Annotated in this window: 15 protein-coding genes, 2 tRNA genes and 2 rRNA genes; 2 read left to right on the top strand and 17 right to left on the bottom strand. The window is 59.4% G+C overall.

Annotated features, from left to right (window positions below; translation table 11 throughout):
- Positions 1–27: 27 nt before the first annotated feature.
- The 13 genes from ACK56M_RS25140 to mrcB form a co-directional block, all read right to left on the bottom strand.
- A 23S ribosomal RNA gene (locus ACK56M_RS25140) occupies positions 28–2,919 on the bottom strand.
- Positions 2,920–3,162: 243 nt separating this feature from the next.
- Positions 3,163–3,238, bottom strand: a tRNA-Ala gene (locus tag ACK56M_RS25145).
- 24 nt (positions 3,239–3,262) lie between these two features.
- Positions 3,263–3,339 (bottom strand) — tRNA-Ile (locus ACK56M_RS25150).
- Between the two features lie 85 nt (positions 3,340–3,424).
- Positions 3,425–4,961: ribosomal RNA gene (locus ACK56M_RS25155) — 16S ribosomal RNA — on the bottom strand.
- The 16S and 23S rRNA genes sit together here with 2 tRNA genes alongside, the layout of an rRNA operon.
- Before the next feature lie 672 nt (positions 4,962–5,633).
- Positions 5,634–6,230: a protein-methionine-sulfoxide reductase heme-binding subunit MsrQ gene (gene msrQ, locus ACK56M_RS25160; RefSeq protein ID WP_015271832.1), complete on the bottom strand. Its 597-nt coding sequence runs from the start codon at positions 6,228–6,230 to the stop codon at positions 5,634–5,636.
- Positions 6,230–7,243 carry a protein-methionine-sulfoxide reductase catalytic subunit MsrP gene (gene msrP, locus ACK56M_RS25165; protein ID WP_015271833.1) on the bottom strand — a complete coding sequence of 338 codons (1,014 nt, stop codon included), beginning with the start codon at positions 7,241–7,243 and terminating at the stop codon, positions 6,230–6,232. Before msrP ends, msrQ begins: the two co-directional genes overlap by 1 nt.
- A 79-nt stretch (positions 7,244–7,322) precedes the next feature.
- The gene (pssA, locus tag ACK56M_RS25170; RefSeq protein ID WP_009685387.1) at positions 7,323–8,174 is read right to left on the bottom strand and encodes a CDP-diacylglycerol--serine O-phosphatidyltransferase; all 852 of its coding nucleotides are present in this window, start codon (positions 8,172–8,174) and stop codon (positions 7,323–7,325) included.
- Between the two features lie 150 nt (positions 8,175–8,324).
- Positions 8,325–9,341: a ketol-acid reductoisomerase gene (ilvC, locus tag ACK56M_RS25175; protein ID WP_013974255.1), complete on the bottom strand. Its 1,017-nt coding sequence runs from the start codon at positions 9,339–9,341 to the stop codon at positions 8,325–8,327.
- A 53-nt stretch (positions 9,342–9,394) separates the two neighbouring features.
- Positions 9,395–9,886 carry an acetolactate synthase small subunit gene (gene ilvN / locus ACK56M_RS25180; protein ID WP_003250040.1) on the bottom strand — a complete coding sequence of 164 codons (492 nt, stop codon included), beginning with the start codon at positions 9,884–9,886 and terminating at the stop codon, positions 9,395–9,397.
- Position 9,887: 1 nt separating this feature from the next.
- The gene (locus ACK56M_RS25185) at positions 9,888–11,612 is read right to left on the bottom strand and encodes an acetolactate synthase 3 large subunit (protein ID WP_015271834.1); all 1,725 of its coding nucleotides are present in this window, start codon (positions 11,610–11,612) and stop codon (positions 9,888–9,890) included.
- A gap of 408 nt (positions 11,613–12,020) precedes the next feature.
- Complete coding sequence (locus ACK56M_RS25190) at positions 12,021–12,353, bottom strand: YqcC family protein (protein WP_015271835.1); 333 nt, start codon at positions 12,351–12,353, stop codon at positions 12,021–12,023.
- Positions 12,353–13,171, bottom strand: a complete 819-nt coding sequence (locus ACK56M_RS25195; RefSeq protein WP_039615235.1) for a tetratricopeptide repeat protein — start codon at positions 13,169–13,171, stop codon at positions 12,353–12,355. The genes ACK56M_RS25190 and ACK56M_RS25195 overlap by 1 nt, the downstream gene beginning before the upstream one ends.
- A 15-nt stretch (positions 13,172–13,186) precedes the next feature.
- A complete protein-coding gene (gene mrcB, locus ACK56M_RS25200; protein WP_023661650.1) occupies positions 13,187–15,508 on the bottom strand; it encodes a penicillin-binding protein 1B in 2,322 nt (773 codons plus the stop codon).
- 116 nt (positions 15,509–15,624) lie between these two features.
- On the opposite strand from mrcB, the gene ACK56M_RS25205 reads away from it, so the two are divergent.
- Positions 15,625–17,187 (top strand): AAA family ATPase, encoded by a 1,563-nt coding sequence (locus ACK56M_RS25205; RefSeq protein WP_054573650.1) that lies wholly within the window; start codon positions 15,625–15,627, stop codon positions 17,185–17,187.
- A 177-nt stretch (positions 17,188–17,364) separates the two neighbouring features.
- Positions 17,365–17,643: a TfoX/Sxy family protein gene (locus tag ACK56M_RS25210; RefSeq protein ID WP_013974260.1), complete on the top strand. Its 279-nt coding sequence runs from the start codon at positions 17,365–17,367 to the stop codon at positions 17,641–17,643.
- Between the two features lie 178 nt (positions 17,644–17,821).
- Here ACK56M_RS25210 and ACK56M_RS25215 read toward each other — a convergent pair whose 3' ends face one another.
- From ACK56M_RS25215 to ACK56M_RS25230, 4 genes are all read right to left on the bottom strand, one after another.
- Entirely contained in the window at positions 17,822–18,703 is an 882-nt protein-coding gene (locus tag ACK56M_RS25215) for a ChaN family lipoprotein (RefSeq protein ID WP_054573648.1), read from the bottom strand.
- Positions 18,704–18,870: 167 nt separating this feature from the next.
- A complete protein-coding gene (locus tag ACK56M_RS25220) occupies positions 18,871–19,638 on the bottom strand; it encodes a heme ABC transporter ATP-binding protein (RefSeq protein ID WP_015271839.1) in 768 nt (255 codons plus the stop codon).
- Entirely contained in the window at positions 19,638–20,621 is a 984-nt protein-coding gene (locus tag ACK56M_RS25225) for a FecCD family ABC transporter permease (RefSeq protein ID WP_161551540.1), read from the bottom strand. The genes ACK56M_RS25220 and ACK56M_RS25225 overlap by 1 nt, the downstream gene beginning before the upstream one ends.
- A 50-nt stretch (positions 20,622–20,671) precedes the next feature.
- A complete protein-coding gene (locus ACK56M_RS25230; protein WP_043935916.1) occupies positions 20,672–21,556 on the bottom strand; it encodes a heme/hemin ABC transporter substrate-binding protein in 885 nt (294 codons plus the stop codon).
- Positions 21,557–21,651: the final 95 nt, after the last annotated feature.

Raw genomic sequence — 21,651 nt, forward strand, 5'->3', positions numbered from 1 at the left:
TGCGCTAGCAAATTGCTTGGGTGTTATATGGTCAAGCCTCACGGGCAATTAGTATTGGTTAGCTCAACGCCTCACAGCGCTTACACACCCAACCTATCAACGTCGTAGTCTTCGACGGCCCTTCAGGGGATTCAAGATCCCAGTGAGATCTCATCTTGAGGCAAGTTTCCCGCTTAGATGCTTTCAGCGGTTATCTCTTCCGAACATAGCTACCCGGCAATGCCACTGGCGTGACAACCGGAACACCAGAGGTTCGTCCACTCCGGTCCTCTCGTACTAGGAGCAGCCCCTCTCAAATCTCAAACGTCCACGGCAGATAGGGACCGAACTGTCTCACGACGTTCTAAACCCAGCTCGCGTACCACTTTAAATGGCGAACAGCCATACCCTTGGGACCGGCTTCAGCCCCAGGATGTGATGAGCCGACATCGAGGTGCCAAACACCGCCGTCGATATGAACTCTTGGGCGGTATCAGCCTGTTATCCCCGGAGTACCTTTTATCCGTTGAGCGATGGCCCTTCCATACAGAACCACCGGATCACTAAGACCTACTTTCGTACCTGCTCGACGTGTTTGTCTCGCAGTCAAGCGCGCTTTTGCCTTTATACTCTACGACCGATTTCCGACCGGTCTGAGCGCACCTTCGTACTCCTCCGTTACTCTTTGGGAGGAGACCGCCCCAGTCAAACTACCCACCATACACTGTCCTCGATCCGGATAACGGACCTGAGTTAGAACCTCAAAGTTGCCAGGGTGGTATTTCAAGGATGGCTCCATGAGAACTGGCGTCCCCACTTCAAAGCCTCCCACCTATCCTACACAAGCAAATTCAAAGTCCAGTGCAAAGCTATAGTAAAGGTTCACGGGGTCTTTCCGTCTAGCCGCGGATACACTGCATCTTCACAGCGATTTCAATTTCACTGAGTCTCGGGTGGAGACAGCGCCGCCATCGTTACGCCATTCGTGCAGGTCGGAACTTACCCGACAAGGAATTTCGCTACCTTAGGACCGTTATAGTTACGGCCGCCGTTTACCGGGGCTTCGATCAAGAGCTTCGCTTGCGCTAACCCCATCAATTAACCTTCCGGCACCGGGCAGGCGTCACACCCTATACGTCCACTTTCGTGTTTGCAGAGTGCTGTGTTTTTAATAAACAGTCGCAGCGGCCTGGTATCTTCGACCGGCATGGGCTTACGGAGCAAGTCCTTCACCCTCGCCGGCGCACCTTCTCCCGAAGTTACGGTGCCATTTTGCCTAGTTCCTTCACCCGAGTTCTCTCAAGCGCCTTGGTATTCTCTACCTAACCACCTGTGTCGGTTTGGGGTACGGTTCCCAGTTATCTGAAGCTTAGGAGCTTTTCTTGGAAGCATGGTATCAACCACTTCGTCGCCTAAAGGCAACTCGTCATCAGCTCTCGGCCTTGAAATCCCGGATTTGCCTAAGATTTCAGCCTACCACCTTAAACCTGGACAACCAACGCCAGGCTGGCCTAACCTTCTCCGTCCCTCCATCGCAATAACTGGAAGTACAGGAATATTAACCTGTTTTCCATCGACTACGCTTTTCAGCCTCGCCTTAGGGACCGACTAACCCTGCGTCGATTAACGTTGCGCAGGAAACCTTGGTCTTTCGGCGTGCGAGTTTTTCACTCGCATTGTCGTTACTCATGTCAGCATTCGCACTTCTGATACCTCCAGCAAGCTTCTCAACTCACCTTCACAGGCTTACAGAACGCTCCTCTACCGCGTCATCAAAGATGACACCCGTAGCTTCGGTGCATGGTTTGAGCCCCGTTACATCTTCCGCGCAGGCCGACTCGACTAGTGAGCTATTACGCTTTCTTTAAAGGGTGGCTGCTTCTAAGCCAACCTCCTAGCTGTCTAAGCCTTCCCACATCGTTTCCCACTTAACCATGACTTTGGGACCTTAGCTGACGGTCTGGGTTGTTTCCCTTTTCACGACGGACGTTAGCACCCGCCGTGTGTCTCCCATGCTCGGCACTTCCAGGTATTCGGAGTTTGCATCGGTTTGGTAAGTCGGGATGACCCCCTAGCCGAAACAGTGCTCTACCCCCTGGAGTGATACATGAGGCGCTACCTAAATAGCTTTCGAGGAGAACCAGCTATCTCCGAGCTTGATTAGCCTTTCACTCCGATCCACAGGTCATCCGCTAACTTTTCAACGGTAGTCGGTTCGGTCCTCCAGTCAGTGTTACCTAACCTTCAACCTGCCCATGGATAGATCGCCCGGTTTCGGGTCTATACCCAGCGACTAAACGCCCTATTAAGACTCGCTTTCGCTACGCCTCCCCTATTCGGTTAAGCTCGCCACTGAATATAAGTCGCTGACCCATTATACAAAAGGTACGCAGTCACCTAACAAAGTAGGCTCCCACTGCTTGTACGCATACGGTTTCAGGTTCTATTTCACTCCCCTCTCCGGGGTTCTTTTCGCCTTTCCCTCACGGTACTGGTTCACTATCGGTCAGTCAGTAGTATTTAGCCTTGGAGGATGGTCCCCCCATATTCAGACAAAGTTTCTCGTGCTCCGTCCTACTCGATTTCATTGACAAGAGATTTTCGTGTACGGGGCTATCACCCACTATGGCCGCACTTTCCAGAGCGTTCCACTAATCTCAAATCAACTTAAGGGCTGGTCCCCGTTCGCTCGCCACTACTAAGGGAATCTCGGTTGATTTCTTTTCCTCAGGGTACTTAGATGTTTCAGTTCCCCTGGTTCGCCTCTTGCACCTATGTATTCAGTACAAGATACTCAGCTTATGCTGAGTGGGTTCCCCCATTCAGAGATCTCTGGATCACAGTCTGTTTGCCGACTCCCCAAAGCTTATCGCAGGCTACCACGTCTTTCATCGCCTCTGACTGCCAAGGCATCCACCGTATGCGCTTCTTCACTTGACCATATAACCCCAAGCAATCTGGTTATACTGTGAAGACGACATTCGCCGAAAATTCGCATGTTGCTCTTTCGAGCAGAACTCACAAATTTTACCTTAGCCTGATTAACCAGCAGTGAAACTGGTCATCAGTCTATATCTATCACATATCCGAATTTTTAAAGAACGATCTGACGAAAGTCAGAAATCAACATTCGAACTGAATGTTCATTTCTAAGTTCTGACAAGCTACTGCGTACGGCGAAAGTGGTGGAGCCAAGCGGGATCGAACCGCTGACCTCCTGCGTGCAAGGCAGGCGCTCTCCCAGCTGAGCTATGGCCCCGTATTCTACGGCTGAACCATGTAATGGTAGGTCTGGGCAGATTTGAACTGCCGACCTCACCCTTATCAGGGGTGCGCTCTAACCAACTGAGCTACAGACCTATAACAGGGTCGCGTTACAGCATCGTCTTTTACAATGAATCAAGCAATTCGTGTGGGAGCTCATCAGTAGGCTGATGTCGTCGATTAAGGAGGTGATCCAGCCGCAGGTTCCCCTACGGCTACCTTGTTACGACTTCACCCCAGTCATGAATCACACCGTGGTAACCGTCCTCCCGAAGGTTAGACTAGCTACTTCTGGTGCAACCCACTCCCATGGTGTGACGGGCGGTGTGTACAAGGCCCGGGAACGTATTCACCGCGACATTCTGATTCGCGATTACTAGCGATTCCGACTTCACGCAGTCGAGTTGCAGACTGCGATCCGGACTACGATCGGTTTTGTGAGATTAGCTCCACCTCGCGGCTTGGCAACCCTCTGTACCGACCATTGTAGCACGTGTGTAGCCCAGGCCGTAAGGGCCATGATGACTTGACGTCATCCCCACCTTCCTCCGGTTTGTCACCGGCAGTCTCCTTAGAGTGCCCACCATAACGTGCTGGTAACTAAGGACAAGGGTTGCGCTCGTTACGGGACTTAACCCAACATCTCACGACACGAGCTGACGACAGCCATGCAGCACCTGTGTCAGAGCTCCCGAAGGCACCAATCCATCTCTGGAAAGTTCTCTGCATGTCAAGGCCTGGTAAGGTTCTTCGCGTTGCTTCGAATTAAACCACATGCTCCACCGCTTGTGCGGGCCCCCGTCAATTCATTTGAGTTTTAACCTTGCGGCCGTACTCCCCAGGCGGTCAACTTAATGCGTTAGCTGCGCCACTAAAATCTCAAGGATTCCAACGGCTAGTTGACATCGTTTACGGCGTGGACTACCAGGGTATCTAATCCTGTTTGCTCCCCACGCTTTCGCACCTCAGTGTCAGTATCAGTCCAGGTGGTCGCCTTCGCCACTGGTGTTCCTTCCTATATCTACGCATTTCACCGCTACACAGGAAATTCCACCACCCTCTACCGTACTCTAGCTCGCCAGTTTTGGATGCAGTTCCCAGGTTGAGCCCGGGGCTTTCACATCCAACTTAACGAACCACCTACGCGCGCTTTACGCCCAGTAATTCCGATTAACGCTTGCACCCTCTGTATTACCGCGGCTGCTGGCACAGAGTTAGCCGGTGCTTATTCTGTCGGTAACGTCAAAACAGCAAGGTATTAACTTACTGCCCTTCCTCCCAACTTAAAGTGCTTTACAATCCGAAGACCTTCTTCACACACGCGGCATGGCTGGATCAGGCTTTCGCCCATTGTCCAATATTCCCCACTGCTGCCTCCCGTAGGAGTCTGGACCGTGTCTCAGTTCCAGTGTGACTGATCATCCTCTCAGACCAGTTACGGATCGTCGCCTTGGTGAGCCATTACCTCACCAACTAGCTAATCCGACCTAGGCTCATCTGATAGCGCAAGGCCCGAAGGTCCCCTGCTTTCTCCCGTAGGACGTATGCGGTATTAGCGTTCCTTTCGAAACGTTGTCCCCCACTACCAGGCAGATTCCTAGGCATTACTCACCCGTCCGCCGCTGAATCAAGGAGCAAGCTCCCGTCATCCGCTCGACTTGCATGTGTTAGGCCTGCCGCCAGCGTTCAATCTGAGCCATGATCAAACTCTTCAGTTCAATACTGCTTGGGTTTTTAAGAAACCCTAAACTTGGCTCAGCAATCTCAAATGACTATGTGATTTCTCGCATGGCCACTTGTGATGCTGATAATCTTTGTGACTATCAGTCCGTACTCACAAGCACCCACACGAATTGCTTGATTCGATTTGTTAAAGAGCGTTTGGTTAAGAGCCTTTCGTCTCAACCGAGGCGCGCATTCTACGCTTTCCTCATTTGCTGTCAAGCGTTTATTTTGAAGTTTTTTGCGAGAAACTCGTTTAGCTTCAAACACTTGACTTACCGCGATCTCTCGCAGCGGGAGGCGAATCATACAGCGTTTAGAAGCGCTGTCAACCATCATCTCAACCGCTGCCGATCATTTGATCGTAGCCCTTTCAACTTCGCTTCAACTATCTAACTCTTTGAAAATCAAGGAGTTTGTCGTTCCGGCGTCGCTGGAAGTGGGGCGCATTATAAGGGGATTCAGAAGGCGGTCAAGGGTTAATTTCATTTATTTGAAATGTTCCAGGCGAAGACCTTATCAAGGCTACCAGGTGCTCGCCACAACACCTTCTGCGCCTGTGAGATCGAGCGCCGCGCGGGCGGCGCTCGATCTCACAGGCGCCAGAAAACTCAAGGCAGGCACATTTCAAAGGCAATGCCATCTCAAGACAGGCCCTTGCCCCTCCCCTATCTCCGGCCAATCCTGGGCAGCACCCGCGCAACAGCAGGAACCCGCAACACCATCAACACAGCCCCAATAACCGCATAAATCGCCCACTCCCGCAAATCCGAGCGCACGATCCACAGAAAATGCAGCAAACCCAACCCAAGTATCACGTACACCAACCGGTGCAGCTTCTTCCACCTCGCTCCCAACCGCCGCTGGCTATACCGATTCGAGGTAACCGCCAGGGCCAGCAATCCAAGAAACCCAAGCGCACCCACAATTATGTATGGCCGCTTGCGCAACTCCACCGCCAACTGCCCCCAGTCCAACCCAAGGATGAAGAACAGGTAAGCCAGGACGTGCAGCACGATATAGGCAAACACCCACAACCCCAACTGCCGGCGCACCACGATCCAGCCCGACCATCCCGTCAGCTTCTGCAGCGGCGTCATGCCCAAGGTAACCAGCAGGAAGGTCAGCGCCCCGAGCCCAAGCCGGTCCATCATGATCTTTCCGGGATCAGGCCCTAGCACATTCATCGCCGCCTCATACAACCACCAGACTGGGAACAGGCATCCCACGATGAAAATGGCCAGACGAAACCAGGGGTAACGCATCAATAGTTCTTCCGCAGATCAAGCCCGGTATACAGCGACGCCACTTCATCGGCATAGCCATTGAACATCTGGGTTTCCCGCACATTGGGACTGAACAGCCCGCTGGGCAGCCGCCGTTCACGCGCCTGGCTCCAACGGGGGTGGTCGACCGTCGGGTTCACATTGGCATAGAACCCATATTCATCCGGCGCCAGCCCTTCCCAGGTGGTGCCCGGCTGCTCCGCCACCAGGCTGATACGCACGATCGACTTGATGCTCTTGAAGCCATACTTCCACGGCACCACCAGCCGCAACGGCGCGCCATTCTGGTTGGGCAGCTCCCGGCCATACATCCCGACCGCCAGGATCGCTAAAGGATGCATTGCCTCATCCAGGCGCAAGCCTTCTCTATAAGGCCAGTCGATCAAGGCGAAACCCGAACGCTGCCCCGGCATGTGCTCCGGGTCTTTCAGGGTTTCGAAGCGCACATAACGTGCCTTGGATGTCGGCTCGACCTGCTTGAGCACCTGCGCCAACGGGAAGCCCAGCCACGGAATGACCATCGACCACGCCTCCACGCACCGCAGCCGGTAGATGCGCTCTTCGAGCTGGTACGGTTTGACGAAGTCCTCCAGCGCATAGCGGCCGGGCTTACCCACTTCGCCATCGACCACAACGCTCCACGGTTCGGTCTTCAGGCTGTCGCCATTGGCCGCCGGGTCGCCCTTGTCAGGCCCGAACTCGTAGAAGTTGTTGTAGTGGGTGGCATCCTTGAACGGCGTGATTGCCTCACCCTTGACCGTTACTGCCTGCCATCGGGTAGCTGCGAGCTTTTCATTGAACCAGCCAGGCGCCCTGCCCGCCTCGACATCGGCGTATCGGCTGGCTTCAGCTGCGCGCGCCATGCTCGGCAAAGCGCCCAGGGCCAGGCCAGCCAACGAGCCACCCAGCAGGGTACGACGGGAGAGATAGATGCCTTCGGGGGTGATCTCCGACGCCTTGCACTCGGAAGACCTGGGAAGCTTGATGAGCATGAGCGGCTCCACAGCACTGGATAACGGATGTACCAGTAAGACTATGGAGCCGGCGGGTTATTCCAGCATTAAATGATTGTCACGCTTTGCGACGGCGTGACTTCAGCAGGAACTGAATCGGGCCCGAAGCCGCATAGGCGAGGAAGATCAGCAGCAGGATACGCGGCGGGTCGCTGAACACCACGGCAAACACCAGCACCACGGCCAGGATAGCCACGAACGGCACACGCCCCTTCAGGTCCAGCTCCTTGAAGCTGTTGTACTTGATGTTGCTGACCATCAGCATGCCGGCAGCAGCCACCAGCAGCGCCACCAGGAACGACAGCTTGGAGCCCTGGATGCCGTAGTCGCTGAACGCCCACACGGTACCCGCGACCACACCCGCAGCAGCAGGACTGGCAAGGCCGATGAAGTAGCGCTTGTCGGCGGTGCCGACCTGGGTATTGAAGCGTGCCAGGCGCAGTGCTGCACCGGCCACATAGATGAAGGCAACCATCCAGCCAACCTTGCCCATGTCGCCCAGCGCCCAGCCAAAGGCCAGCAAGGCCGGAGCGACACCAAAGGCAACCATGTCCGACAGTGAGTCGTACTCGGCACCAAAGGCGCTCTGTGTGTTGGTCATGCGCGCGACACGGCCATCCAGGCCGTCGAGCACCATGGCCACGAAGATGGCGATCGCAGCGAAGGCAAAGTACTTGCTCGCCTCGCGCGGGTCACCGGCACTCAGGGCGCTCTGCGCGCTCATCGAGCTGATGATGGAATAGAAACCGGCAAACAGGTTGGCGGTGGTAAACAGGTTGGGCAGCAGGTAGATGCCACGATGGCGTACCTTGCGCCCTTCGGCGTCATGCCCTTCTTCAACGTGCTCATCGACAGGTAGCAGGCTTTCGGCGTCGGAGGGCTTGTTCGGCTCTTCGGGACGTTCGCTCATGGAGGGTACCTTGCAACAGGATGGAAAATGTTCGACACGGACCTGCAAAACAGGTTCTGACGGCAGGCCACTGGTCTGCTTTATACCAGAAGCTGACTGTCAGAACGAAAAAACGCGGCCGAAGCCGCGTTTTTCATCTTTCGATAAGACTTAGTTCTTGGTCTTGTCGACGATTTTGTTAGCCGAGATCCACGGCATCATCGAGCGCAGCTGCTCGCCGATGATTTCGATGCCGTGAGCGGCGTTGTTGCGGCGCTTGGCGGTCATCGATGGGTAGTTGGTAGCACCTTCGGAGATGAACATCTTCGCGTACTCGCCGTCCTGGATGCGCTTCAGGGCATTGCGCATGGCCTTGCGGGATTCTTCGTTGATGACTTCCGGACCGGTTACGTACTCACCGTACTCGGCGTTGTTGGAGATCGAGTAGTTCATGTTGGCGATGCCGCCTTCGTACATGAGGTCAACGATCAGCTTCAGCTCGTGCAGGCACTCGAAGTAGGCCATTTCCGGCGCGTAGCCAGCTTCAACCAAGGTTTCGAAACCGGCCTTGACCAGCTCGACAGTACCGCCACACAGAACAGCCTGCTCACCGAACAGGTCGGTTTCGGTCTCGTCCTTGAAGGTGGTTTCGATGATGCCGGTACGGCCGCCGCCTACGCCCGAAGCGTACGACAGGGCAACATTCTTGGCGTTGCCGGAGGCGTCCTGGTAGATGGCGATCAGGTCAGGGATACCGCCGCCCTTGACGAACTCGGAGCGAACGGTGTGGCCCGGGGCCTTCGGCGCGATCATGATCACGTCGAGGTCGGCACGAGGAACAACCTGGTTGTAGTGGATCGAGAAGCCATGGGAGAAGGCCAGGGTAGCGCCCTTCTTGATGTTCGGCTCGATTTCCTGCTTGTACAGTTGGCCCTGGAACTCGTCCGGGGTCAGGATCATGACCAGGTCGGCAGCAGCGACGGCAGAGGCAACGTCGGTCACTTTCAGGCCGTGGGCTTCTGCCTTGGCAACGGTGGCCGAACCTTTACGCAGACCGATGGTGACATCCACACCGGAGTCCTTCAGGTTGCACGCCTGAGCGTGGCCCTGGGAACCGTAACCGATGATGGCGACTTTCTTACCCTGAATGATGGAAAGGTCGCAGTCTTTATCGTAGAAAACTTTCATGAAAATACCCCTGGTTATATCTCGGCCCCTGCGGAGCCATCGCTAATTTGAATTCAGATGCTGAGCACTTTGTCGCCACGGGCAATGCCGGTAACGCCGCTGCGCACGGTTTCGAGAATCGATGCAGTGCCGATCGCCTGGATGAAGCTGTCCAGTTTGTCGCTGGTGCCGCTCAGCTGCACGGTGTACACGCTGGCAGTCACATCGACGATCTGGCCACGGAAGATATCCGTGGTGCGTTTGATCTCGGCGCGCTGGGCACCGGTGGCCTTGACCTTGACCAGCATCAGTTCACGCTCGATGTGAGCGCTTTCCGACAGGTCGACGAGCTTGACCACTTCGACCAGCTTGTTCAGGTTCTTGGTGATCTGTTCGATCACTTCGTCATGGCCAACGGTGGTCAGCGTCAGACGCGACAGGGTCGGGTCTTCGGTCGGCGCCACGGTCAGGCTTTCAATGTTGTAGTTACGCTGGGAGAACAGGCCGACCACGCGGGACAACGCACCTGGTTCGTTTTCCAGCAGCAGGGAGATGATGTGCCGCATATCAGGTACGCTCCGTCTTGCTCAGCCACATGTCACGCATCGAGCCATCCTTGATCTGCATCGGATAGACGTGCTCACTGCGGTCAACCGCGATGTCGATGAACACCAGGCGGTCCTTCATCGCAAACGCTTCTTCCAGCTTCGGCTTGAGGTCCTTCAGGCTGGTGATGCGGATACCCACATGGCCATAGGCCTCGGCCAGCTTGATGAAGTCAGGCAGCGACTCGACGTACGAGTGCGAGTGACGACCGTTGTAGGCCATGTCCTGCCACTGACGGACCATGCCCAACACACCGTTGTTCAGGTTGACGATCTTCACCGGCAGGCCGTACTGCATGCAGGTGGACAGCTCCTGGATATTCATCTGGATGCTGCCTTCGCCGGTCACGCAGGCCACGTCCTGGTCCGGGAAGTTGAGCTTGACGCCCATCGCCGCCGGGAAACCGAAGCCCATGGTGCCCAGGCCACCGGAGTTGATCCAGCGGTTCGGCTTGTTGAAGCGGTAGTACTGCGCCGCGAACATCTGGTGCTGACCCACGTCGGAGGTGACGAAGGCATCGCCATTGGTCACTTCGCACAGAGTCTCGATGACTTTCTGCGGCTTGATGACATTGCCGTCACCCTTGTCGTAAGGGAACAGCTCGCCATTGCCACGCCATTCGTCGATCTGCTTCCACCAGGCATCCAGCGCCGCCTTGTCAGGCTGCTCGCCGATTTCCTTGAGGATGCCGAGCATTTCGCTGAGCACGCTGTCGACCGGGCCGACGATCGGCACGTCGGCCTTGATCATCTTGGAGATCGACGCCGGGTCGATGTCGATATGGATGATCTTGGCATTCGGGCAGAACTTGGCCGGGCCGTTGACCACGCGGTCGTCGAAACGGGCACCGACGGCGAAGATGACGTCGGCATGATGCATGGCCATGTTGGCAGTGAAGCTGCCGTGCATGCCGAGCATGCCGAGGAACTGGCGGTCGGTACCCGGGAAGCCACCCAGCCCCATCAGGGTATTGGTGACCGGCAGGTTCAGCGACTTGGCGATTTCGGTCAGGGCTTCGGAGCCACCACCGAGGATCACGCCGCCACCGGAGTAGACGATCGGGCGCTTGGCCGCCAGCAGCATCTCTGCAGCCTTGCGGATCTGGCCGGAGTGGCCGCGTACCGCTGGGCTATAGGAGCGCAGCTTGACCTTTTTCGGATAGACGTATTCGAACTTCTCGGCCGGGTTGGTCATATCTTTTGGAATGTCGACCACGACCGGACCTGGGCGACCGGATTGCGCCAGGTAGAAAGCTTTTTTCAGAACTTCGGGGATTTCGCTGGCATGTTTGATCATGAAGCTGTGCTTCACGATCGGCCGCGAAATACCGATCATGTCGGTTTCCTGGAAGGCATCGGTACCCACCATGGTGCTAGGCACCTGGCCGGACAGGATGACCATCGGAATCGAATCCATGTAGGCGGTGGCAATACCGGTAATGGCATTGGTCGCGCCCGGGCCGGAGGTTACCAGCACCACGCCGGCCTTGCCGGTGGCGCGGGCGTAGCCGTCCGCCATATGGGTAGCTGCCTGCTCATGACGAACCAGGATGTGCTCGACTTCCGGTTCCTTGAACAGCGCGTCGTAAACATGCAGGAGAGCACCACCAGGGTACCCGTAGATGTGCTTAACGCCTTCGTCACGCAAGAAGCGGACGACCATCTCAGCGCCAGATAAAAGCTCCACGTTGTTCACCTCTAAAACGCCAGAATACCGCCCTCACTGGACGGGTCTTAATAGGTTTACTGCCAAGCAGAGCATGAGCGAACGTCAGCACTGACTGAGCAAGTATTGGGAGCGCCCCAGAGTGTTGCGGGGTTTTCCCACCCAGCGCGAGGTAACGCGTTGCGGGGTGTAACAGGTCGGCGCGGGTGTGCGCCTCATGATCTGCTTAGCGGGTCTGCTTCTGGCAGTCCCTCTACAGCGGAGATTGGATTCTTCTGATTCGGCGCCAACAAGTCAAGAAAAATTATTGCCAATTTTTCCCCAAGATGAATCCCTGCCACCACTAAAAATCGCTTCAGCAGCAGAATAAATAAGATTTCCACAAAAAAGGGCCACAATCTGCGGCCCTTGAAGGAAAAACTGAAGAAATCAGGCGGAAGGAGCAATCAATTGGTCAAATGCTGCCAACAGGCGGCGTAGCTCACGACTTTGCTCTGGCCGGTCGGTAAATACCGTTTCAGCCATTACCAGGATGCCGGACGCACTAGGCAGCGGGTGGCCCAGCTCGATGATGATCTTCATCCGCGGCAGGAAGATCCATTGGAGCCACTGCTCGAAACTGAGGGTATCGACTGCGAAAGGCACCGTGCTGGCCAGTGCCTCATCGCTTGGCGGCTCGTCATCCCACCAGCCTTGCACCTGCAGCTCTCGTTCGATCAGCAGCAGGTGGTCGGCAACATCCAGAATGCGCTGCTCGATCATCACGAATTGACCCGTGCCTTTTGCCGGGCCAGTGCGGCACCAGCGCTGTCACCCTGCTTCTCGCGGGCCTGGGCGATGGTGTTCCACAGCTCGGCCTGCAGGCTCGGGCGGCCGTTGGCGTAAGTCAAAGCACGACGCGCCAACTGCTCGGCCTGCGGTGCATCACCTTGCGACAGGCGTACCTGGGCCAGACGGTACAGTACCTGTGGCTCGCGCGGGGCAATGCGCTGAGCACGCTCCAGGCTCGATGCGGCACCGTTGAAGTCACCGCTGCCCTGCTGGGTCTTCGCGGTGGTCAGCAGCGCCAGCACCGGGCCGTCCAGCTGCTCGTCGGCCGACAGGCCACCGGTAGCAGCACCGCTACGCGGAATACCGGTTGGCGCGCTGGTGCTTTGCGGGGCGCTGTTCATCGCCGCGATGTCGAAGGGTTCGTCGGCGATCGGGTTTGGATTGGTGGTCATTGGTGCCGAAGTGACCGGACCAGTGGTAATTGGGCCTGGGGTGATCGGCCCCGGGGTAATCGGCGAGGTGCTGATTGGCGCCGCGCCATTGGCCGCCGGGAACGTCTGGATGCCCGAAGCGCCAGCGCCCTGTGGGATCATCACGGTCACGCCGGAGTCTTCAGGCAGCGTTTGAGCCTGCGCGGTACCTGCGTTATAGCCACCCGCAGAGCGATTGGCCGTCACGCGTTCGCTGTTGGACACCCGGGTGCTCGAGTCGACCACCGGAATATTGCCGCGCGGGACGCTGGCGCACCCCTGGAGCACAGCCAGCGCCGTCACGGCAGGAAACAGCCACTTGTTCACGTCACACCTCATCAATGCAGCCTGTGCTTAATTCATCCAGCCCTTGACCCAGTCCATGACCGATTCAACTGGATCCTGCTCGCCGCCACAGGTCGCGCCGGCGGGCGGTTCACTCCCGCGAATATACGGCATCTGCACCGCTCCCGGACAGCTGCCATCAGACCCATGGCCACTGTACGGGTCAATCCAGGCCTGCACCACGTTGTCCGGTTGCGGCATGTCCAGCGGCAGCGGGTCGGCCTTCTTCATGAAGCTGGTCCACACCTGCAGGGCGCCGGTGGCACCAGTAAATGGCGTCTTGCCGTTGTCGTCACGACCCATCCATACCACGGCCAGCAGGTCCTGACTGAACCCGGAGAACCAGCTGTCGCGCGAATCGTTACTGGTACCGGTCTTGCCCGCCAGGGTGAGATTGCGCGGCAAAGTGTTGTACACCGAGCGGCCGGTGCCTTCGCGCATCACCCGCTGCATGGCGTTCTGCACCAGGTAGATAGCCCCCGGGTCGAAGGTTTGCTGGATCTGGAACGGGTAGCGTTTTAGCGGCTCGCCCTCGGCGGTGAGCACGCTGCGGATACCGCGCATCGGGGTATTGAAGCCGCCGTTGGCGATGGTCTGGTACATCGTCGCGACCTGCATTGGCGACATGCCGCCGGCACCCAGCAGCATGGCCGGGAAGGCTGGCCAGTCAACGTTCACTCCCAGCCGGCCAATGGTCTTGATCACGTTGGGCACACCCACTTCCAGGCCGATCTTGGCAGTCGACAGGTTGTAGGAGTTGGCCAGCCCCTGGTACAGGTAGATGGTGCCATGCGGGCGACGATCGTAGTTCTGCGGGCGCCAGACCTGGCCGTCGGCACCTTTGACCGAGAACGGCTCGTCCTGCACCCAACTGGTCAAGGTGTACTTGGTCGGTTGTTCCAGCGCGGTCAGGTACACCGCCGGCTTGACCAGCGAACCGATCGGCCGCACGGCATCAATGGCGCGGTTGAAGCCGGCAAAGCCGGCCTGGCGGCTGCCGATCAGCGCCTGCACCTCACCGGTTTCCGGATTGGTCACGACCATCGCCGACTCAACCTCGTCCGCCCCCTTGCGCCCCGCGAGGCGCTTGAAGGTCTCGCTCATCGAGGTTTCGGCCTTCATCTGCAGGATCGGGTCGAAGCTGGTGAAGATGCGCAGCCCTTCTTCGGTCAAGTCTTCATCGCGGTAGTCCTGGCGCAGCTGACGCTTGACCAGGTCGAGGAAGGCCGGGAACGAGCTGTCTGCCAGGCTGCCGCGCTTGGTCACGCCCAGCGGCATCTTCTTCGCTGCATCGACTTCTGCCTGGCTGGCCACGCCCTGCTCGGCCACCAGGTCGAGCACCAGGTTGCGGCGGGCCAGGGCGCGGTCCGGATAGCGACGCGGGTTGTAGTAGGACGGCCCCTTGACCATACCCACCAGCAGAGCGATCTGGTGCAATTTCAGCTCCGACAGCGGTTGGCTAAAGAAGAACTGGCTGGCGAGGCCGAAGCCGTGCACTGCACGCTGACCATCCTGGCCGACGAACACCTCGTTGAGGTAGGCCTCGAGGATCTCGCGCTTGTCGTAGTGCAGCTCCAGCAACACAGCCATCATCGCCTCGGTCAGCTTGCGGCTGAGGCTGCGCTCGCTGGTGAGGTAGAAGTTCTTCACCAACTGCTGGGTCAGGGTGCTGCCACCCTGGCGCATGGAACCTGCCGAGGTATTGACCCACATGGCTCGGGCGATGGACTTGGGCGACACCCCGAAGTGGCTGTAGAAATCGCGGTCTTCCGTCGCCACCAGAGTTTCGAGCAGGTAGGGCGGTACCTGGTCGATCTTGATCAGGATGCGGTCTTCGAGGTTTTTCGGGTAGATGCCGCCGATCATCAGCGGCTCCAGGCGCACTACGTCAAGCGTCTTGCCGTTGGCGCCGGAAAGGCCCGCCACGTAATCGCCGGAGAAGCGCACACGCACGAACTGCGCCGGCTCCATGCCCTCGTAGAACTGGAAGCCACGGGTATTGAGCTCGACGGTGTTGCCGTTGACTGCCGCCGCTCCCGGGCCGTTGGCCGCGCTTTCACGCCGGTAGCCGAGCGCGTCCAGCTCGGTGAGGAAGTCGTTCTTGCTCAGTTTCTGGCCGGTGAACAGCTCCAGCGGCCGGGCATACACCTTGGCCGGGATGGTCCAGCGCTTGCCGGAAAACTTTTCCTGGACAACGGCATCGAGGTAAACCGCGAAGCCGGCGACTATCACCAGGCCGACCAGGCTGAGCTTCAAAGCCCAGCCCAGCCAGGCGCGGGAGCGGCCGGTCGGGCGTTTCTGAGGGGTACGGGGATTTCGAGTTCGGGTCATGGCGGCGGATTATACGCACTTTATAAAGGCTGGGCAGACGCCCCCGGCGGTAGGCAGGGACGGCACCATTGACCATAATGGCGCATTCGAATTCCCTGCCCCCGGAAGGATTTCCCGTGAGCCAAGCCCTTATCACTGCGTTGCAGAACCCAGCCCTGTACCCTCACCCCGTGGATGGGTTCCAGCTCATCGAGACGCATATCTCCTGGGTCCTGCTCACCGGCGAGTATGCCTACAAGATCAAGAAGCCGATGAACTTCGGCTTCCTCGACTTCACTGGCCTGGACCAGCGCCGGCATTTCTGTAACGAAGAATTGCGCCTGAACCAGCGCCTGACCGACGGCCTGTACCTTGAAGTGTTGCCGATAACCGGTAGCGTCGATGCGCCGCAGATCGGCGGTGAAGGCGAAGCCATCGAGTACGTGCTGAAGATGCGTCAGTTCCCCCAGGGGCAGATGCTCAACACCCTGCAGGCCAATGGTGAACTGAACGCCGCGCACATCGACCAGATGGCCCGGCAGATCGCCGAGTTCCACCTGCAGGCCCCACGCGTGCCGGTGGAGCACCCACTGGGCACGCCGGACAGCGTGATGGCACCTGTGGAGCAGAACTTCGAGCAGATTCGCCCGTTCCTCAGCGACAAGGCCGACCTGCAGCAACTCGACGCCCTGCAGGCCTGGGCACGCAGCAGCTTCGAGCGCCTGCATGGCCTGCTGGAAAAGCGCAAGGCCAATGGTTTCATCCGTGAGTGCCACGGTGACATCCACCTGGGCAACGCCACCCTGATCGACGGCAAGGTGGTGATCTTCGACTGCATCGAGTTCAACGAACCGTTCCGCCTGACCGATGTGTACGCCGATACCGGCTTCCTGGCCATGGACCTGGAAGACCGCGGCCTGAAATGCCTGGCCCGCCGCTTCATCAGCCAGTACCTGGAACTGACCGGCGACTACGAAGGCCTGGAACTGCTCAACTTCTACAAAGCCTACCGCGCGCTGGTGCGGGCCAAGGTTGCACTGTTCAGCATGCCAGCCGATGCCGATGGCGTGCAGCGCGCCACCACTCTTCGCACCTACCGCAACTATGCCAACCTGGCAGAAAGCTACAGCGCCATCCCGTCGCGCCTGCTGGCCATTACCCACGGTGTTTCGGCTGTGGGCAAAAGCCACGTGGCCATGCGCATGGTCGAAGCCCTTGGCGCCGTCCGCGTGCGTTCGGATGTGGAGCGCAAGCGCCTGTTCGGTGAACAGCAGCAGGCTGAGGCTGGCCAGCTGAGTACCGGCATCTATGATCAGGACGCCAGTGTCGCGACCTACCAGCGCCTGCACGAGGTGGCAGCGACCGTACTGCGGGCCGGCTTCCCGGTGGTGCTGGATGCCACCTACCTCAAACGTGATCAGCGCCAGGCCGCGGCGGACATCGCCAGCCAGACGGGCGTGCCGTTCCTGATCCTCGACTGCCATGCGCCAGAAGCGGTCATCGCCAGCTGGCTGGAACAGCGCCGGGCAGAAAACACCGACCCGTCGGATGCCACCCTGGAAGTGGTCAAGACCCAGCAGGCCAGCCGTGAGCCGCTGAGTGCACAAGAGCTGGTGCAGAGCACCCGCGTCGATACCCAGAGCGCCGGGAGCATGGACCAAGTGATCGAGCAGATTCGCCAGCGCTTGCCTGGGCTGTAAGTTCAGCGTTTTCCTGGACCGGCCACTTCGCGGATGAACCCGCGAATAGGCCGGCACAGGACATCTCGTCGCCCCCTATGGCAAAAGGCCGCGCATTTCCTATCCCCCGCTACACTCCTCTCTGACCTGCTCGCGATTTATCCCCCAATCCCCGTTCAGCCATCGCAAGGAGGCTCGATGAACGATGAATTGCAGCATCTGAAGAACCTTGGCAAGACCTCTGCGCAGTGGCTGCATGCAGCCGGCATCCACAGTGCATCGGATCTGCGCCGCCTGGGCGCGGTAGGTGCGTACCAGGCCGTGAAGACACGAGGGTTCCGCGCATCGAAGGTGCTGTTGTATGCCATTGAAGGCGCCCTGCTGGACATGCACTGGAACGATTTGCCGCTGGAGCGCAAAGAAGCGCTCAACCAACAACTGGATGCGAAAAGCCCTGCGCAAAAAAATCAGAAATAATCTCGGGAAAGGGATTGACGTCGAAATGAGAATAGTTATGATTATCACAACTGGTCGCGAGACTGGTTGGATAAGCTAAGAGCCCCTGGTTCGGACTCTCAGATTATCTCCTCATCAGGCTAATCACGGTTATTGACCCGGCAATTTGCCGGGTCTTTTTTTGCCTTTTACAGCCCCGTCACCGCAGTTGCGCGCAATAGTCCTGCTCCGGCATCGCTGCCGTGTACCACACAAAATCAGCCTCGCCTGCCTCGACCTGCTCACCAACCTCAGCTAGCAGTAGCACCTTGCTCTCCCCCTGCGCTTGCAGGTCAGCCAAGTGCAACGGTACACCCAGGTCCTTGCGCACGTGATAGGCCCCGGCCAGCAGCAGTGCTGGCTGCGGCGCCGCCAGCAAGCGCTCGGCCATGCGCCGGTCGCGCTGCTGCTGCACGGCCAGCATCGCCGGCAACTGGCTTTCTGGCAGCATCCCGCAATGCCCGGCACGCACATGCTCCAGCAAGGCGGCCTTGACCGTCGGCGCATTGGAGCGTTCGCCCGGTAACAAAGCCGGCTGACGATAGGCCTGGCGCATCTCGCCGGGCGAGAGGTTGGCGGCCAGCACAGGCACCCGCTGCTGCAAAGCCTCGGTCACGATTGGCCCGTACAGCTGCCAATCCCAGCCGTCCTGCCAAGCCATGGCCCTGGGCAGGTCTGCCGGTAATGGTTGCCCCGCGAGCTTGTCCAGCAGCGGTTGTTGCTCAGGCTGCAGCATTTCCAGCAGCAGGCTGCCCTGCACACGTTGGTCTTGCAGGGCGCGCAGCAGCCACAGCTGCAGTGCGTGATGGTCAGGGTTGTCGTGTTTCTCGCCGACAAGCACCCGGGGGGCGGCAGACAGGCGCTGCACCAGTTGCTCAGGGCTGATCAGTTGGCCTTTGGCAAGATCGACGATATGCCCCAGCTCGGCATGGCTGCGCCCCTCACTGCTCTGCCAGGCGGGCGGCGGTGGCAGGCTGGCCTGGCAGCCACCCAGTACCAGCACCAGGCACAGCAAGAAAGCGGACAGCAGCGGATGTCGCATGGGCAGTATCTCCATTCATGGTCTGCACGAGCCCTTGTAGGAGCGGCCTTGTGTCGCGATAGGGCCGCAAAGCGGCCCCAGATTTTCAGCAGTGATGCACAAATTGCCGGGGCTGCTCTGCAGCCCTTTCGCGACACAAGGCCGCTCCTACAAAGATCGCGCCAGCGTTAGCGAGTGATGATCAGCGGATGCCCACGCTCCGGGTGCGCCTGTACCAGTACGTCGATCCCGTATACCGCCTTCAACGCCGCCGGCGTCAGCACTGCTGACGGTGCGGCAAAGGCATGGCAGCGCCCCTGCTCCAGCAGCAGGATACGATCACAGTAGCGCGCCGCCAGGTTCAGGTCATGCAGGATCACCAGCACCGCGGCGCCACGGTCGGCAAAGCGGCGCACGGCTTCGAGGGTGGTGTGCTGGTGCAACGGGTCGAGCATCGAGGTTGGCTCGTCCAGCAGCAGGGTTGTACCCGCCTCGCCCGGCCACAGCTGCGCCAGCACCCGAGCCAGGTGCACTCTTTGCCGCTCGCCGCCAGACAACGCCAGGTAACTGCGCTCCACCAGGTGCCAGGCATCCGCTGCCCGCAAGGCCGCTTCGACGATTTCAGCATCGCGCCGCTGCCCGGTGCCATGGGGCATGCGCCCCATGCCCACCACTTCCTCGACCCGGAACGAGAACCCCAGGCTGGACACCTGCGGCAACACCGCCAGGCGCCTGGCCCGCTCCTGCCCTGCCCAGTCCGCCAGTGGCCTGCCCTGTAGCGTCACCCGCCCGTGATCGGGCGCCAGCTCACCACACAGTACTCCTAGCAGGCTGCTCTTGCCGGCACCGTTGGGGCCGAGCACGCCCACCACCTGCCCCTGGCTCAGCTGCAGATGAATGTCATGCAGCACTTCGTTGCTGCCCCGCCGCAAGTACAGCCCCTCGGCTTGCAACATCAACTGCGCCCTCGTATCAGCAGGAACAGGAAGAACGGTGCGCCGATAAAGGCCGTGACGATGCCGATCGGCAGCTCGGCAGGCGCCAGCAGCAGCCGCGCCGCCAAATCGGCGAACAGCATCAGCACACCGCCAGCCAACAAGGAAGCTGGCAGCACCACACGGTGATCAGGCCCGGCCAGCAGGCGCACCAGGTGCGGCACCACCAGGCCGATGAAACCGATCAGCCCTGCTGCCGCCACCGCCGCACCCACGCCGAGCGCCGTGCAGAACACCAGCTCGCGCTTGAGCCGCTCCACGTCAATGCCCAGGTGACGCGCCTCCGATTCACCAAGCAGCATGGCATTCAACGCCTTGGCCCGACGTGGCAGCCACACTGCCACGCCCGCAGCCACCAGCAGCAAAGGCCACAGCCGCTGGTAACTAGCACCATTGAGGCTGCCCAGGTTCCAGAAGGTCAGCGTGCGCAGCGTGGCGTCGTCGGCCAGGTAGGAGAACAGCCCCACGGCAGCACCGCCCAGCGCGGTCATGGCCACACCGGCCAGCAGCATCGTGGCGACGTTGGTCTGGCCGTCGCGTCGCCCCAGACGATAAACCAGCGCAGTCACGCCCAGCCCGCCGATGAAAGCGCACACCGACAACAGGTAAGGGGCAAGCACATCCGGCATGCCGCCCAGCCAACTGCCGCCAACGATGGCCACCGCCGCGCCCACCGCTGCTCCGGCGGCAACCCCTACCAGCCCGGGGTCGGCCAGCGGGTTACGGAACAGCCCCTGCATGGCCACACCAGACAGCGCCAGCACCGCGCCCACCGCCAACCCCAGCAAGGTGCGCGGCAGGCGGATCTGGCCGAGGATCATCTCGGCCTGCTGCAGGCCGTCAGCGGCAATGGGCAACCCCAGCAGGCGCAAGCCGGCACGCAGGGTATCGAACAGCGGCAGGCTGACCGGCCCCAGGGCCAAAGACAACCACACCGCCAACAGGCACAACAGGCTCAGGCAAACGAACAGTGTGCGTGGCTGGACGCGTTGTTTCATTGGGAGAGGCTGATCTTGGCGGCCGGATAGAAGGTAGCCGCAAGCAACTGAAGTGTTGCCGGCAGGCGTGGCCCGAGCCCGCCGACCAACAGTGTCGGGTCAAGCGATACCAGGCGTTTCTCTCGCACGGCGCGCGAGGTCGCCAGCGCGGGGTTTTCTTTCAGCAACGCCTTCAAGGCTTCGTCATCGGCCAGCGCCCGGTCGGAAAACACGATCACATCCGGGTCCAGCGCAGCCAGTGCTTCGCTGGAGAAATTCTTGTAGCCCTGATGTTCTGCCAAGTTGCGCCCGCCTGCCTGGCTCAGCAGCCAGTCGCCGGCGGTACCCTGCCCGGCGATCAGCGGCTTGGCACCCGCATGCCCGACCAGCAGCAACACTCCTGGCGCCTTCTGCCCGGCCTGGGCCTGCCTGACCCTGGCCTGCAAGGCATCGAGCTGCTGGTGGTAACCCGACGCCAAGACCGCGGCCTGCTCTTCTGCGCCCAGCAATTGCCCCAGATGCTTGAGGTTTTCATCCACCGCCGCCACCTCGGCTTTGCTGGAGAACAGTTCGACCCGCACGCCAGCCTTGCGGATTTGCGCCAGTACCGGTGGCGGCCCCATTTCTTCGGTGCCCACCAGCACATCTGGGCGCAGGCTGAGAATGCCTTCCGCAGACAACTGCCGCTGGTAGCCGACGCTAGGCAGTGACTTCAGCGATTGCGGGTGCTGGCTGGTGGTGTCCACACCCACCAAGCGCGCTTCACCGCCAAGAGCGCTGATCCATTCGCTCAGTGCGCCACCAGCGCTGACCCAACGCTGCGGCAGCTCGGCCGCCAGGGCCTGGGTGGACAGCACAACGCTCGCGCACAGAGCGAGCAAGGCGACAGGACGGCGCATCATCGGGTTCCTTCTGCAGGCGAGCCGCGCGCCTTGTGGCGAGCGACGGAACTGCGCACCATAGGCAGCCGGGCGCAGCGAATATGGACAATTTGATA

This window comes from Pseudomonas sp. s4 (assembly GCF_046764235.1).
GTDB classification, from domain to species: domain Bacteria; phylum Pseudomonadota; class Gammaproteobacteria; order Pseudomonadales; family Pseudomonadaceae; genus Aquipseudomonas; species Aquipseudomonas asiatica.

Excerpts from the sequence above, each read along its gene's own strand:
- msrQ (WP_015271832.1), bottom strand. The coding sequence starts at position 6,230 with ATGCGTTACCCCTGGTTTCGTCTGGCCATTTTCATCGTGGGATGCCTG.
- msrP (WP_015271833.1), bottom strand. The coding sequence starts at position 7,243 with ATGCTCATCAAGCTTCCCAGGTCTTCCGAGTGCAAGGCGTCGGAGATC.
- pssA (WP_009685387.1), bottom strand. The coding sequence starts at position 8,174 with ATGAGCGAACGTCCCGAAGAGCCGAACAAGCCCTCCGACGCCGAAAGC.
- ilvC (WP_013974255.1), bottom strand. The coding sequence starts at position 9,341 with ATGAAAGTTTTCTACGATAAAGACTGCGACCTTTCCATCATTCAGGGT.
- ilvN (WP_003250040.1), bottom strand. The coding sequence starts at position 9,886 with ATGCGGCACATCATCTCCCTGCTGCTGGAAAACGAACCAGGTGCGTTG.
- ACK56M_RS25190 (WP_015271835.1), bottom strand. The coding sequence starts at position 12,353 with ATGATCGAGCAGCGCATTCTGGATGTTGCCGACCACCTGCTGCTGATC.
- ACK56M_RS25195 (WP_039615235.1), bottom strand. The coding sequence starts at position 13,171 with ATGAGGTGTGACGTGAACAAGTGGCTGTTTCCTGCCGTGACGGCGCTG.
- mrcB (WP_023661650.1), bottom strand. The coding sequence starts at position 15,508 with ATGACCCGAACTCGAAATCCCCGTACCCCTCAGAAACGCCCGACCGGC.
- ACK56M_RS25210 (WP_013974260.1), top strand. The coding sequence starts at position 17,365 with ATGAACGATGAATTGCAGCATCTGAAGAACCTTGGCAAGACCTCTGCG.
- ACK56M_RS25215 (WP_054573648.1), bottom strand. The coding sequence starts at position 18,703 with ATGCGACATCCGCTGCTGTCCGCTTTCTTGCTGTGCCTGGTGCTGGTA.
- ACK56M_RS25220 (WP_015271839.1), bottom strand. The coding sequence starts at position 19,638 with ATGTTGCAAGCCGAGGGGCTGTACTTGCGGCGGGGCAGCAACGAAGTG.
- ACK56M_RS25230 (WP_043935916.1), bottom strand. The coding sequence starts at position 21,556 with ATGATGCGCCGTCCTGTCGCCTTGCTCGCTCTGTGCGCGAGCGTTGTG.